Source organism: Runella aurantiaca, from assembly GCF_003339505.1.
GTDB classification, from domain to species: Bacteria; Bacteroidota; Bacteroidia; order Cytophagales; family Spirosomataceae; genus Runella; species Runella aurantiaca.
Genome location: NZ_QPIW01000004.1, coordinates 200134 through 215958, shown reverse-complemented (window position 1 = coordinate 215958; position 15825 = coordinate 200134). Strand labels below are relative to the sequence as shown.

Annotated in this window: 8 protein-coding genes; 4 read left to right on the top strand and 4 right to left on the bottom strand. The window is 45.6% G+C overall.

Annotated features, from left to right (window positions below; translation table 11 throughout):
• Positions 1-156: 156 nt before the first annotated feature.
• Together DVG78_RS30030 and DVG78_RS07795 are read right to left on the bottom strand one after the other, a co-directional pair.
• On the bottom strand, positions 157-294 hold the full coding sequence (locus tag DVG78_RS30030) for a hypothetical protein (protein ID WP_158549986.1): 138 nt from the start codon (positions 292-294) through the stop codon (positions 157-159).
• Between the two features lie 4 nt (positions 295-298).
• Positions 299-2347 carry an asparagine synthase-related protein gene (locus DVG78_RS07795; protein ID WP_114460533.1) on the bottom strand — a complete coding sequence of 683 codons (2049 nt, stop codon included), beginning with the start codon at positions 2345-2347 and terminating at the stop codon, positions 299-301.
• Between the two features lie 108 nt (positions 2348-2455).
• On the opposite strand from DVG78_RS07795, the gene DVG78_RS07790 reads away from it, so the two are divergent.
• Positions 2456-4219 (top strand): ABC transporter ATP-binding protein, encoded by a 1764-nt coding sequence (locus tag DVG78_RS07790; protein WP_114460532.1) that lies wholly within the window; start codon positions 2456-2458, stop codon positions 4217-4219.
• Between the two features lie 189 nt (positions 4220-4408).
• On the opposite strand, the gene DVG78_RS07785 is transcribed toward DVG78_RS07790, so the two are convergent.
• Both DVG78_RS07785 and DVG78_RS07775 read right to left on the bottom strand, forming a co-directional pair.
• The gene (locus tag DVG78_RS07785) at positions 4409-5191 is read right to left on the bottom strand and encodes a LuxR C-terminal-related transcriptional regulator (protein WP_114460531.1); all 783 of its coding nucleotides are present in this window, start codon (positions 5189-5191) and stop codon (positions 4409-4411) included.
• 619 nt (positions 5192-5810) lie between these two features.
• Entirely contained in the window at positions 5811-7022 is a 1212-nt protein-coding gene (locus DVG78_RS07775; RefSeq protein WP_114460529.1) for a saccharopine dehydrogenase family protein, read from the bottom strand.
• A gap of 287 nt (positions 7023-7309) precedes the next feature.
• Between DVG78_RS07775 and DVG78_RS07770 the strand changes: the two genes are divergently transcribed.
• From DVG78_RS07770 to DVG78_RS07760, 3 genes are all read left to right on the top strand, one after another.
• Positions 7310-7786 (top strand): DUF456 domain-containing protein, encoded by a 477-nt coding sequence (locus DVG78_RS07770; protein WP_114460528.1) that lies wholly within the window; start codon positions 7310-7312, stop codon positions 7784-7786.
• 422 nt (positions 7787-8208) lie between these two features.
• A complete protein-coding gene (locus tag DVG78_RS07765; protein WP_114460527.1) occupies positions 8209-12990 on the top strand; it encodes a beta strand repeat-containing protein in 4782 nt (1593 codons plus the stop codon).
• A gap of 272 nt (positions 12991-13262) precedes the next feature.
• Positions 13263-15659 carry a TonB-dependent receptor gene (locus tag DVG78_RS07760; protein WP_114460526.1) on the top strand — a complete coding sequence of 799 codons (2397 nt, stop codon included), beginning with the start codon at positions 13263-13265 and terminating at the stop codon, positions 15657-15659.
• Positions 15660-15825 lie beyond the last annotated feature (166 nt).

Sequence of the window (15825 nt, the reverse complement as noted above, 5' to 3'; positions counted from 1 at the left end):
TTTCAGCAGGGATTTCGTTTTCAATAAAATCCGGAAAAAAGCGATGATATAACGGAGGAAGCTTGGAAGAAACAGTGGTGGTCATTATTTATAAAAGAAACTACAGACATAAAACAAAGAGAATTGCCGAGTCATTCGCCAATTCTCTTCATCACATTACACATCCATCATTGTTGACATTCCATCACCTCCGCCGCTTCCCATTCCGAATGTTAATTTTTGAACACTTCCATAGTGTTTTAAAACAGGCGTAGCGTACTTTCTCTTTGGTTTGAGTAGGGATTTGTTTTTCATTTTGTTACGTTGGTTTATTGTTAATTTGGTTTTGGTTTAGCCAGATGGCTAAATACACTACGCGAACCGTTTGGTAAAAGGCATCATAGCCTTTTTTAGAATTCAAATCAGCCGTCCGGGCGTATTCAGCATATTTCATTGACATATCCACATTCACATAAGGACTTAATATGTTCCTGTTTTCTTGGATAAAGGCCTTTGGGTCGGTAAACGTTTCATAAAAACATCGACGTGTGTAAGGTGTAAAATTTGCTTTATCCAATCGCCAACGAATGGCATCAGGCACTTGGCCACTTACCGCTAATCGGTGGATTTTTCGCGTAACTCCATCTCCAAATTGGAGATGATTGGGTACAATCAGACTAAACTCAATGAGGCGTTTGTCCATAAAAGGATGTGCCATCTCAATTCCATTTAGGATTCCACTGGTGTGATAACTAACCAGAGAATCAATGATACCTCCGCTAGTTGCCTGTTTAAAATGCGCAATTACGTCGGCATTATCTTCTCTAGGAATATCTTCAAAATGAAACTCTTTTAAGATAATCGGAGACTGTTCATTGTACCTATCATGCAAAATAGAGAAAAAAGTTTCTTTATTCCAATACCTATTTCTAAGTTTGAGCAATTTGGTATAAATCTTTCGACCTACATAAACAGAAACTAATGAAGGAGGAATATTAAAGTAGCGCTTACAATGTTTGAAATGGCGCAACAAAGCCCATAAATGCCCCATACGCAACGCTCGAATCAATACTTTATAAATGTACGGGAAGGCAATAAAAGCCGCTTGGCTCTTAAAATTTCTGTCATATTTTGGGATATTTTTTCTAAATGTACCGGTATATAATATATGCTCAATATGGGTCCGAAAGGCATCCCATTTACCCTCCATAAGCAATGCGGAGAAGGTTTCCTTACCATAACTCAAAACGGTGTCTCCTTCCACGCCTGTCAAATAAGTGCGCACGCCGTTTTTATGCGCTGCCTTCATGGTAGGCAGGTAATGATTGACATCTGCAATAAAATAGTCGGGTCGGTTATTATAATAGCCTTCCACTGACATTTCCTTTACTTGGGTCGGCCTAATGTATTGATGATTGAGTCCCTTTACCCCAACCATTATGTCAATAAATTCACGCTCATCGGCATCTTTATCATTGGAGCAATCCCAGCTGTAGCCCCAATAAGGTTTCTGCCTTTCCTGAAGCGTTTGAAGCGCCGCACAGGCTATGGACGACGAGTCCAAACCTCCGCTAATATCCCCACCTACGCCAAAGGATGTACGTATGCGGCAATTGACGGCTTCGTTGAAAATCTCGCGATGGGCGGCTACAAAATCTTCGTCCGTTTTAAGATGGCTGAAACGCTCCAAATTGAGGTCCCAGCAAAATTTCGTTGACACCCCACTGCTGTCTGCTACCAGCCAATGGGCGGGTTTCAAATTAAAAATACCTTGGTAAAAAGTAGAAGCTTGATGAGCCCGGAAGTCGGTTAACCAAAGCACATAAGGCACAATCTTTTCGTCATTTATTTTTTTAGGCACTTCGGGAACCGCAAAAAGCGCCTGAATTTCTGACGCAAAAGCGATAAATTTTCCGGGTTTAAAATAATAATAAAACGGTCTTATTCCCGAATGATCACGGGCTGCCACCAATTTTTGGCGACGGGGGTCCCAAATGGCAAAGGCAAAGTCACCAATCAAATGATAAAGACAATCATCACCCCAACGCTCATAAGCCGCCATAATCAACTCCGAATCAGTAATGACTGGGCAATAGGAAGGTTTTAAATCAAGCTGAGCAATGAGTTCATTGCGATTATCAATCCGAGCATCGGCCACGCACACACAACCAGATTGACTTTTTAGGGGCTGTTTTTCGTGAATTGATTCGTAGGTTACCTGTCGCATCAGGTGCGCCAACCCTACCTGTCTGTTTTTATAATACGTAATCCCGTCCAAACCTCGGTGCGAAATGCGTTGCGCCATTTCTTCCAATTTATCCGCTACAGGTTTATCGTCAAAGTAAATAATACCGCAAATTCCACTCATTAATCATAACATTTAAGGAAAGATTCAAATCTGAGTAAAATTAATTCTAAATTCAACTTTCTTTCTTTTTTTGCTGTTACTCACAAACAGATCATCCCTTTTCGTAACATGAACGAAGAAAAAAAAAGCGGAAAAATATTTGACTGGCCCACCCTTCGCCGTCTTTACACCTTCATTAAACCTTACCAAAAACAATTTTATTTCCTCATTGCCATCATTTTACTGAGCGCGTTCTTAGCGCCATTAAGCCCGTTATTGATTCGCTATACCATTGACAATCAAATCGCAACGGGTGATTACAATGGGCTTGTGGTCATGCTGTTGATTATGATTGGCATTTTGTTGGTGCAGGCGGTGATTCAGTTTGCCAATACCTATTTGGCAGGTTGGCTGGGACAAAATATCATCCGTGATATTCGGGTGCAGTTGTACGAAAAAATCCTTAGCCTTCGCTTGAAATTCTTCGACAATACGCCCATTGGCCGTTTGGTCACGCGGACGGTCTCCGACGTTGAAACCCTCTCCGACGTGTTCAGCGACGGTATGGCCGCTGTGGCGGGCGATATTTTGCAGTTAATTCTTATCATCGGGGTGATGTTTTACACCGATTGGCGCCTATCTCTCATTAGTCTTGCTACGGTGCCCTTCATGCTGATAAGTACGTATATTTTCAAGGAAAAAATCAAGGATTCATTCAACGAAGTACGCACGGCAGTCTCCAACCTCAACTCGTTTGTGCAAGAGCACCTTACGGGGATGAATATTGTGCAGATTTTCAGCGCCGAAAAAACTGAATACCGTAAATTCAAGAAAATCAATACCGTTCACCGCGACGCCAACATCCGTTCGATCTGGTATTATTCGGTCTATTATCCCGTTGCCGACGTCATTGCCGCCGCCGCAACGGGTTTGGTGGTGTGGTACGGTGCCCGCGAAATCATGCATTATAACGCCACTTTTGGTACGGTAACCGCATTTATTATCTTTATTGGCCTGTTTTTCAGACCCATACGAATGCTGGCCGACCGTTTCAATACCCTCCAGATGGGAATTGTAAGTACCGACCGCATCTTAAAGCTGCTCGACAGCCACGATTTTACGGTCAACAACGGTAGTTATGCCCCCGAAACATTACGCGGAGAAGTCTCTTTCAAAAACGTTTGGTTTGCTTATAACGAAGAAGAGTACGTCCTAAAGGATATTTCATTTGACGTCAAAGAAGGTGAAACCATCGCTTTTGTGGGGGCCACAGGTGCGGGAAAATCGTCGGTCATTAATTTATTGAGCCGTTTTTATGACATCAATAAAGGTGAGATTTTGGTGGATGGCACCGAAATTCACAGCTACGAACTGGGCGCATTACGCCAAAATATCGGGGTGGTGTTGCAAGATGTTTTTTTATTTTCGGACACCATTCACAACAACATTACGCTCGGCAATACCTCCATTAGTCGTGCGCGCATCATCGAGGCCGCGCAATTGGTGGGGGCGCACGAGTTCATCGAGCGCCTTCCAGAGGGCTATGATTACAACGTCATGGAGCGCGGTGCTACGCTTTCGGTAGGGCAACGTCAATTAATCTCGTTCGTTCGGGCCTTGGTCCATGACCCAAAAATCATTGTGTTGGACGAAGCTACGTCGTCGGTAGATACCGAAACGGAAGAGTTGATTCAGAATGCCATTGAAAAACTGATGAAAGGCCGCACCGCCATCGTAATTGCGCACCGCTTGAGTACCATCCAGAAAGCGAGCCAAATCATTGTGCTCGACAAAGGCGAAATTCAGGAAAAAGGAACACACGACGAACTACTAGAGCGAGGCGGGTTCTACGCCAATCTGTACAGAATGCAGTACAAGGAAGTGATTTCTTAATCAAAAAAAGAGGTATGGTGTCAACCTGAAAAATCTATTGATAAAATCAATGGAAAGAATAAATACCTTGTTTTCTTGGGGAATTTATAATTCTTCGAACAACTACACGCAGCTACCTATACGAGCATCCGTAAGGAATAGAATTTTCAGATGATTTTTACTTTCCGAAGCGAGTAGTGTAAATGTTAATCAGATAAGGTCACACCATTGGGCAATTTGAAGAAGGGCGGTGGTATCGCTGACCCCAACGCGGTCCATCATATTTTTTCGATGATTACTGACTGTATTGACGCTTATCGCAAGTTCAGAAGCAATACACTGCGAGTTAAGCCCTCTAGCAAGGAGCTTTAGAATTTCCAATTCTCTTTTGGAAAGAATATCATGATTGACAACTTCTCCAGTACGGGAATGAAAGCAGGAATTGTATTGAGACGTAGACGTGCATGACTGGCGCAACCAAACAAAATTGGCGTTGTATAAATGCGAAATGTTTTGGTTAATCATCAATACCACTTTGGGTGTACCGTCGGCGCGGGTCGAAAGCGGTAGCAGGGTAGCAAAAGACACCCAAGGCTTACCGTTGAGTGGCTTGAGTCGCACTCCTACCCATTGGGTTTTTATAAGCTTACGCCGTTTTGGAGGCACCGCCTGAACCATATTTTGAAATTGGCTTATGACCAGTTTAAATAGGGGCTGGCTTTCGGGCCTTAAAAAAGCAAACGGAAGGTATTGAGAAGCTGATGACTTGCCCCCTTCGCCGAACAGCCGAAGACAATTTTCGTTTGCATAAAGAATTTCAAGCTGGTCTAGGTCCAAAACCGCCGCAAAAGTCCAAGGCTCAAGCAGACTATCATAAACATAATTCAGCGATTCAACAACCTCTTTGTAGTTGATTTGATGAGCCTGCTCTTTAGATAATTCTTCAAAAAATAGGGTAACCGCGTCAGATTCGGGTTCGGCTTGAATCAGCATTTAACGTTACTTTAGTTGGTTTAGGCATTTTCTTTGTACATCAGTAGAATCAACCCATCCACCAACCACCTGAGCATTTCTTGACTCTACTCTCTACCAAAATTTAAAAAGACAAATTAACAATGTCAGCACATGCCACTAAAAGACATACTCAGACAAAAGACTTAAATAGGAATTTTACATATACCACTTTACCACTACTTCAAATTAACAACGCAAAAATCAATTATCAAATAGGGATATTTTTGTCATTCTCCCTCAAACTTTTTCTATCGGCCCTTAAATATAAAAATTATAAGTTAAATTATAACTATAACTACTTAATAGAGCCAAAAATCATTATACAGAGAAATATAATCAAATTATCGACAGCGCTATTTTTAGCCATTTAAGGCAAAAAAAGGCATCAAATAGTATACTTAAGGGTCTTTTTTTTGAAAAAAGCTTTTATCGTTGCAAGCCATACATTATGGCGACGGTTGCTTGTAAAGAAGCCTCTCTCAGCCCTAAAAACATAAAAAATCCCCCTTAAAAGACCTTTAAGGAGGATTTTTACAACTTCTACCAACAGGAGTTTATTATGTAAATTTATACGCTAAAATCACTCCATCTGAACGGCCTAATACTCGTGCGGCAACGGCTGGTTGATTTGCTCGTTCCACGGCAGTCCGTGTTGGTTGAGCAAGTCCATGAATGGATCGGGATTCAGTTCTTCACAATTCCATACACCCGCTTTCATCCACTCAGCATTGGTCAGCATCAGCATCGCGCCAATCATGGCCGGCACACCCGTGGTATAGCTAACGGCCTGCGCCCTCACCTCTTTCCAGCATTGGGCGTGGTCGCAGTTGTTCCATACATAATAGGTTTTATCCTGTCCGTCTTTGATTCCTTTGATTTGGCAACCGATGGAAGTCTGCCCTGTGTAGTTCTCACCCAATGACTCTGGCGGCGGCAATACGGCTTTCAAAAACTCCAACGGCACGATGTCCATGCCCTGAAATTTGATGGGCGCAATGCTCGTCATACCCACATTTTGCAGCACTTCCAAATGCGTCAGGTACGCCTGACCGAAGGTCATCCAAAAGCGAGCGCGTTTGAGGGTTGGGAAGTTTTTCACCAACGATTCCAATTCTTCGTGGTACAGCACATAGCTTTCCTTGGGCCCAATGCCCGGGTAATCAATGGCTTTGTGAATGCTCATGGCAGGAATTTCTACCCAAGCGCCATTTTCCCAATACCGACCCGGTTGGGTGATTTCACGAATGTTGATTTCAGGGTTAAAATTGGTGGCAAAAGCTTTGCCGTGGTTGCCCGCATTACAGTCGATGATGTCGAGATAATGCATCTCATCAAACTGATGCTTGTTGGCAAAAGCGGTAAATACCTGCGTAACGCCCGGGTCGAAGCCACAACCCAACAAGGCCATCAAACCAGCTTCTTTGAAACGCTCCTGATAGGCCCACTGCCAGCTATATTCAAATTTAGCCACATCTTTGGGCTCATAATTGGCGGTATCCATGTAATGAACGCCCGTTTCGAGACAGGCATCCATGATGGTTAAATCTTGGTAAGGCAAGGCCACATTGATAACCAATTTGGGCTGAAATGACTTGATGAGCACCACCAACTCCGCCACAATGTCGGCATCGACCGATGCCGTTTTGATGGTTACCCCGTGCATTTCCTGAATATCTTGGGCAATTTTATCACATTTTGACTTTGTGCGGCTCGCCAACAGGATGTCGGTAAATACCTGAGAGTTCATGGCACACTTATGCGCCACAACACCTCCCACCCCCCCTGCTCCAATAATTAAGACTTTTGACATTTAAGTAACTGTAAAATTTAAAATGTAGAATGAAAAATGTAAAAATATCAACACAAATCACTTATAATCAAACTATTGCAATTTCTCTTAATTTTTAAACTTATGTCAATCAGGCAATCGTTCTTACTTATGAGTGAAATTTATGATTGCATGATTCCACAAAAACGCTTTCACCCAAAAATTAGTGGGCAAAGATACGATTCATGACCCTTTTTTGTGTTATTTAACCGTTAGATTTTCAAAAGTCGGTCGATTCTCTTTTAATTTCAATTGGATACCTTGTCGCTATGGACATTTTACTGCTTGTTTTAGGCTGTGCAGGATTATTGGTAGGCTTGGCGGGAGCGGTGCTGCCGTTGCCCGGCCCACCGTTGAGTTTTGTCGGGCTTTTGTGTCTACACTTTAGCCGCTACGCCGACTTTGGACAAATTACACTTTATAGCCTCGGTTTCATCACCTTAGCGGTTACGGTGTTGGATTATTACGTTCCCATTTGGGGAGTAAAAAAATTTGGCGGTACTAGCTACGGAGCTTGGGGCTCCACCCTTGGTCTGTTGCTTGGGTTCTTTGTTATCCCCGCGTTAGGCATTTTTTTAGGCGCTTTTTTGGGCGCTTTCATCGGCGAACTCATTGCAGGAATGGAATTCAATAAAGCCCTGAAAGCCGCGCTCGGCTCTTTTCTGGGTTTTGTCACGGGCATATTCATGAAAGTGGTCCTGTGTTTGGTCATGATTGGCTACGCCGTGTCCGCATTTTTGGCCTAAAATTTTTCTTCTTTTATCCTTCCTTTTTACATACCACAATAATCTACATTTCGACTCCTCGGTGCAATAATCGCAAGTACTCAAGAAATCCCCAATGATAGCTTAGAAAGCTTTTGATTCGCATTTAAGAGACCATTTATGGATATTTTTTAAATTCTTATTTTTTAGAAAATACACCTTTTTTAAGCCCTTCAAAAGACTACTTAATAGCCAGATTTACATATCTTACTTTCATTGTATTTTGTGTTTTTTACACATTTAAAGGTCTTTTTTTACTAAAATTTTATTGCTAATAGTTAAAATGACTATTGAACTTGCACTATCTATATGATTACTTTGCAAAAATGCCTGTTGCGTATATATATACCTAAAAGACAGAATAATACATCAAATCTTTTCTTTATCTCAACTGCTTTCCCATTATGCAAAAACTTTTACTTTTTCTAAATCGAATACCTATCGTTCGGTTTGCTTTCTTATTACTGCTGTTCGGTACGGGCATCTCGGGTGTTTCGCTGGCGCAGAATACGTTCACAAGTGCAACTGCTAATCCCAATAGTTTTACTCTTGGAACTCCAAACGCTATAATGACGATTGCTTTTACTTACGCTGCTAACCCTGGTGCTAATACCGTCACGTCATATAGGATTGGACACGCATCGGCATCAAGCACTTGCGACAATGCACTTCTACCTAGTAACCTATCCACATTTGGAGTAGCTTCACAAACGGGCACACGTGATTACTTATTCATCTACACCTATCCTGCAAATGCCCCTGCTGGCTCAAGGGTCATAGTAATTCAGGCATTAAATGCAGACAACTCAGTCAGGGGAACTACCTGTATTCCCATCACCGTTATTTCTCCTGTTACCCCTCTTTCCTTTACCACCCAAACAACCAATGTCAGTTGTCTGGGAGGAAACGACGGCTCAATTACGGTTACGGCCTCGGGCGGTACAAGCCCATACCAATACAGCAAAGATAATGGAGCAACCTATACAACAAACTCAAATAATGTATTCAGTGGATTAACCGCTGGTAATTACTCGATTAGAGTAAAAGATAACGCTGGTGTAGAATCAACCCCTTCCATTGTCACAGTTGGTACCGCAGTTGATGTGACCAACCCCACGGCCATCGCCAAGAACATCACCGTTCAGCTCAATGCCGCGGGAACCGTCACCATTGCCGCCGCCGATGTCAATAACGGGAGCACCGACAATTGCTCAATTGCCACCTTGGCCTTGGACAAAACCACATTTGATTGCAGCAATTTAGGCGCAAACACCGTCACCTTGACCGTCACCGACGGAAGTGGAAACTTTAGCACTGTCAACGCCACCGTCACCGTCGAAGATAAAATCAACCCCACGGCCATCGCCCAAAACATCACCGTGCAGCTTAATGCCGCAGGAACCGTCACCATCGCCGCCGCAGATGTCAACAACGGGAGCTCCGACAATTGCTCGGTGGCAACCATTGCCTTGGACAAAACCACATTTGATTGCAGCAATTTAGGCGCTAACGCCGTGGTCTTGACCGTCACCGATGGCAGCGGAAACCAAAGCACCGCCAACGCCACCGTTACGGTTGAAGATAAAATCAACCCCACGGCCATCGCCAAAAACATCACCGTTGAGCTCAACGCTGCGGGGACTGTCACCATTTCCGCCGCCGATGTCAATAACGGGAGCACCGACAATTGCTCAATTGCCACCTTGGCCTTGGACAAAACCACATTTGATTGCAGCAATGTAGGAGTAAACTCAATCGTACTGACCGTCACCGACGGAAGTGGTAACTTTAGCACCGCCACCGCCACCGTCACCGTCGAAGATAAAATCAACCCCACGGCCATCGCCAAAAACATCACCGTTCAGCTCAATGCCGCGGGAACCGTCACCATTGCCGCCGCTGATGTTAACAATGGGAGCACAGACAACTGCTCAGTGCAGATGATTGAATTGGACAAAACCACCTTCGATTGCTCAAACTTAGGGAACAACACCGTCACTTTGACCGTCACCGATGGAGTTGGCAATCAAAGCACCACCACCGCCACCGTCACGGTTGAAGATAAAACCAACCCCACGGCCATCGCCCAAAACATCACCGTGCAGCTTAATGCCGCAGGAACTGTCACCATTGCCGCCGCCGATGTCAACAACGGGAGCACCGACAATTGCTCAGTGGCGAACATTGCCTTGGACAAAACTTCCTTCAACTGCTCAAACTTAGGGGATAACACCGTTACCTTGACCGTTATCGATGGAGTTGGGAATCAAAGCACCACCAACGCCACCGTCACCGTGGAAGATAAAATCAATCCCACGGCCAGCGCCAAAAACATCACCGTGCAGCTTAATGCCGCGGGAACCGTTACCATTGCCGCCGCCGATGTCAATAACGGGAGCACCGACAATTGCTCAATTGCCACCTTGGCCTTGGACAAAACCACATTTGATTGCAGCAATGTAGGAGTAAACTCAATCGTACTGACCGTCACCGACGGAAGTGGTAACTTTAGCACCGCCACCGCCACCGTCACCGTCGAAGATAAAATCAACCCCACGGCCATCGCCAAAAACATCACCGTTCAGCTCAATGCCGCGGGAACCGTCACCATTGCCGCCGCCGATGTCAACAACGGGAGCACCGACAACTGCTCAATTGCTACCTTAGCCTTGGACAAAACCACATTTGATTGCAGCAATTTAGGAGCCAACACCGTCACGTTGACCGTCACCGATGGTAGTGGAAACTTTAGCACCGCCAACGCCACCGTCACCGTCGAAGATAAAATCAATCCCACCGCCATCGCCCAAAACATCACCGTTGAGCTCAACGCTACGGGGACTGTCACCATTTCCGCCGCCGATGTTAACAACGGGAGCACCGACAATTGCTCAATTGCAACGATTACTTTGGACAAAACCACCTTCGATTGCTCAAACCTCAGGGGTAATGCAGTCGTGCTCACCGTCACCGATGGTAGTGGTAACCAAAGTACCGCCAACGCCACCGTCATCGTCAAAGATAGAATCAACCCCACGGCCATCGCCAAAAACATCACTGTGCAGCTCAACGCCGCGGGAACTGTTACCATCACCGCCGCCGATGTTAATAACGGTAGTACCGACAACTGCTCAATTGCCACACTGGCGCTGAGCAAAACGGATTTCAATTGCTCAAACTTAGGCGCAAACACCGTCACCTTGACCGTCACCGACGGAAGTGGAAACTTTAGCACTGTCAACGCCACCGTCACCGTCGAAGATAAAATCAACCCCACGGCCATCGCCAAAAACATCACTGTGCAGCTCAACGCCGCGGGAACTGTCACCATCGCCGCCGCTGATGTTAACAACGGTAGCACTGACAACTGCTCAGTAGCAACATTATCACTAAGCAAAAGTACATTTGATTGCAGCAATGTAGGAGTAAACTCAATCGTACTGACCGTTACTGATGGCAGCGGAAACCAAAGCACTGCAAACGCCACTGTCACCGTTCAGGACGTAACCAAACCCACCGTTATCACCAAAAATATTGCAGTGACTTTGGGAATGGGCGGAACAGTAGACATCACCGCTAACGACGTGGACAATGGAAGTAGCGATGCTTGTGGAATCCTAACCAAGAGCGTATCACCATCTTCGTTCAACGCGGCAGGAAACTACACCGTAACCCTAACCGTTACCGACGTCAATGGAAACAGCGATGAGCGCACCGCCACCGTAAGCGTAAACAGACGCGCTACGACCCTCACCTATTCAGGAACAGCAAACGGTCAGTACTCAGACCCAGCTATCATGCAGGCTACGTTGATTGATAATCTGACTAATGCGCCCATCAGCGGTAAGAATATTTCCTTCACGCTGGAAACGCAGTCTACTTCGGCCACCACTGATGGCAGCGGAGTAGCCAATAGCTCGATTACCCTCAATCAGGCCCCGGGCAATTACACAGTGGCTTCTGCTTTTGCGGGCGACGGTATTTATGGTGCCAGCTCCGACAGCGATCCATTTGCAATCAATAAGGAAAATGCCGTAGCTACTTATACGGGGGCGATGTTTGCCTCAACCGCCAACAGCACATCAAGTATCGCCACCGTCACATTGGCCGCTACCATTCAGGACATTACCGCCGTCAATGGAGATGCCAATTACGATGCATATGCGGGTGATATTGCCAAAGCTACATTCGCGTTTAGAATTGTTGAGGGCAATATTACAATACCTGCCACGATAGGATATGTAACTCCTGGAGATACTAAAACTGGAACTGCCACTGCTACATTCAGTGCAAACATCGGTAACGCTTCTTCGGAATCATATACTGTCCAATTACTCATTAACGGTTATTACACGGGTCAAAACTATGAAGTTATCACCGTTTCTAAACCCCTCAATGATTTTATTACGGGTGGTGGTTACCTCATTTTGGCAAGCTCTGCCGGTGTTAAAGCTGGTGACAATGGAACGCGCAACAACTTCGGGTTTAACGTAAAATACAACAAGAGCGGCAAAAACCTGCAAGGCAACATCAACACCATTGTAAGACGGATGGAAGGCGGGGTAATGCACTACTATCAGGTAAAAGGCAATGCCATGACCTCCCTTGCGGTACAGCCCACCACCGCAGGTGGAACCGCCACTTTCAACGGCAAAGCAAATATTCAGGACATCACTGACCCGCTCAATGTTATCGCCGTTGACGGAAACGCAACGCTCCAAGTTGAAATGACTGACAACGGTGAGCCTGGTTCAACCGATATGATTGGCATCACGGTTTGGAATAAAAGCGGCGGATTATGGTTTGCCAGCAACTGGAACGGTGCCAAAACAATGCAACAAACTCTTGGAGGCGGTAACCTTAAAGCAAGCGGTGGAACAGCCGCGCGTGTAGCAGCGGAAGAAGTGATACCAGCGGAAGAGTTGGCGTTGGATGTGGTTATTGCCCCCAACCCCGCCGCCAATCAGGTAAAAGTGATGCTGCAAGGCTGGGGCCAAACACGCAACGTCCGTCTTCGCCTGACCGATTTTACGGCTACTAGCTTGGGCGAATGGAATGTAGAACTCAACAATGGAAGTGGCAGCACTACCTTAGACCTGAGTTCACAACCACTGGGTTCGTACTTGATCATCGCCGATGGTGATCAAAAACGTCTCACCAAGAAAGTCCTTAAAGCAGGCAACTAAACGATTTTATACTACTTTTCTAAACCTGCACTTCTACCCTACGACGCTGCTGGATTCTTCCAGCAGCGTTTTTTTTTTTGCGGTATAGGGGTATCAAATCACTGCGGTGTCTTATTCCCAAACAGCCACGAAAACAAATGACTTTTACATTCACACTTTCAAGTACACAGTTAATCTAAATCATACATCCCAAGTCAGCCATTTACACTTCGCAGACATTCCTGCGAAAGGGATTTTATTGCCCAAATTTCCGTAAAACCAACAGTACAGTTATGCAAAACAATCATCCATTTACGCAACTTTATCGAAAACTAAGCCTGTTTTTTGTGGCTTCGTTCATGCTCCTTCCGTTCATTTATTCTTTACACGCCCAAACCCTCACCCAAACCATCAGAGGCGTTATTTTGGATAAAAATATCCAAACTCCTATCGTCGGTGCTACCGTGGTATTGGTCGGCTCCAATCCCATCAAGGGCACAATTACCGATACTGAAGGCAATTTTCAATTAAATCAGGTGCCTATCGGTCGTCAAACCCTCAAAATCACGTCGATGGGCTACAAAGAAATGCTCATGAGCAACGTGACGGTCAACGCGGGTAAAGAGTTGATTTTAAACGTTGGATTAGAAGAAGACATTACGCAACTTTCAGAAATCACCGTTAAACCAACCGTCGAAAAAGACAAACCACTCAACGAAATGGCCACCGTCAGCGCGCGGACTTTCTCGGTGGAAGAAACCCAACGCTACGCTGCCGCCATCAATGACCCAGCCCGCATGGCCACGGCCTACGCGGGCGTGGTATCGGCCGACGACGGCGGCAACAACATTGTCATCCGGGGCAATGCACCCAACGGACTTTTGTGGCGCATGGAAGGCATCGACATTCCCAATCCCAACCACTTTTCGAGCTTGGGCGCGGCGGGCGGCGGGGTTTCCATCCTGAGCGCACAGGTACTGACCAATTCTGATTTTATGACGGGCGCTTTTCCCGCCGAATACGGCAATGCCCTCTCGGGCGTATTTGACTTAAAATTGCGTAAGGGAAACAACCAAAATCGCGAGTATACGGTTCAGGCGGGCCTTTTGGGCTTGGACGTGGCGGCAGAAGGGCCTTTTTCTAAAAACTACAAAGGCGCTTACCTTATCAATTATCGGTATTCAACCCTCGAATTATTGGCCAAATTAGGGCTTCCAGTGGGAGATTTTGCCCAACGCTTTCAAGACCTTTCCTACAACATCTCGTTACCTACCAACAAGTTTGGCAAGTTTACGCTGTTTGGTTTTGGCGGTCTAAGCAGCACCCTTGGCACCCCGAAAGCCGACTCTACCCTGTGGCAAACCGAAGGCGATAAACGTTACGATGAAAAATTCAAATCAAATACTGGCGCTTGGGGCGCAACGCATTCTATCAACCTCAATAAGAGGGCATTTCTCAAAACAGTAGTCTTGTATTCTGCCTATGAAAATGGATTTCAGCAACGTCGCTACACCTCTGAATACATCTTGGAGCCTCGGTATGACACAAAATATACGCTGCGCAAATTGGCCCTCACGAGCACGCTGAATTATAAAATCACGGCGCGGTTGGCCTTGCGGGCAGGGGCCATTTGGAGTCTTCAAGCCTATGATTTATTCCGTGAATCGTGGAATGGTGAGCAGAAAAAAATGGAACGTTTTCTATCTTCCGACGGCCAAACCGCTACGCTTCAGGCGTATGCGCAGTTCAATTATAAATTATCCGAAAAACTCACCGCCAATCTCGGCGTACACACGTTGGCGTTACTGCTCAACAACAGCCGTTCCATTGAGCCGCGCGGTTCGCTCAAATGGGATTTGGCCCCCGGCCAATCGGTGGCGTTTGGGTACGGGAGTCATAGTCAGGTACATCCGTTGTCGCTTTATTTTTATTCCAACAAACTCACCGACGCGGGCGTGGATTACCCCAATCTCAATACCGATTTTACCAAAGCCCAGCACTTTGTACTTTCTTACGACCGACTGCTTAACGAACACACTCGCTGGAAAATAGAAACGTACTATCAGTCGCTCAACAACGTTCCCGTCAGCGCCGACGAACGGAACGCGTTTTCGCTACTCAACATAACCGATAGCTTTGAGCTGCGCCGCTTGGCCAACAACGGTAAAGGCCGCAACTACGGTGTGGAGCTAACACTGGAACGCTTTCTGCACAACAATTTTTACTACATGCTGAGTGGGTCGGTGTTTAAATCCGAATACACGGGTTCGGATGAAATATGGCGCAGTACGCGTTTTGACGGCGGCGGCGCAGGAAACTTTTTGGTAGGCAAAGAATGGCTCATGGGCCGCAGCAAAAACAATGTACTGGGTATCAACCTCAAAACTACGTACGTGGGCGGTTTTCGAACCACGCCGATTGATTTGGCCGCCTCCCGCCGAAGAGGAGAAACCGTTTTGGTAGAAACAGAAACGAATTCCCAAACTTTAGATGCGTACTTTCGTTCCGATGTTCGGGTAAGTTGGAAACGTAACCGCAATGGCTTCACAAGCACATTATCTCTTGATATACAAAATGTTACCAACCGACAAAATATCTACGGGCAGTATTATGACTCCAACTTGGATAAAATCAAAACTGCCTACCAATTGCCGCTCATACCCGTGTTGAATTATCGTGTAGAGTTTTAGAACTGATAAAATCACGGAATATCTACTTACAAGGAGCCAGTTTCTGCAAGAGTTGGCTCCTTTTCTTCTTTACACTCTTCCGCTTTCTGTTCGGAAACCTAAACACGCTATTTTCGTATTTTTTATAACAGTCTATCTTCCGAAAACCTTATTTTTACGGGCGTAT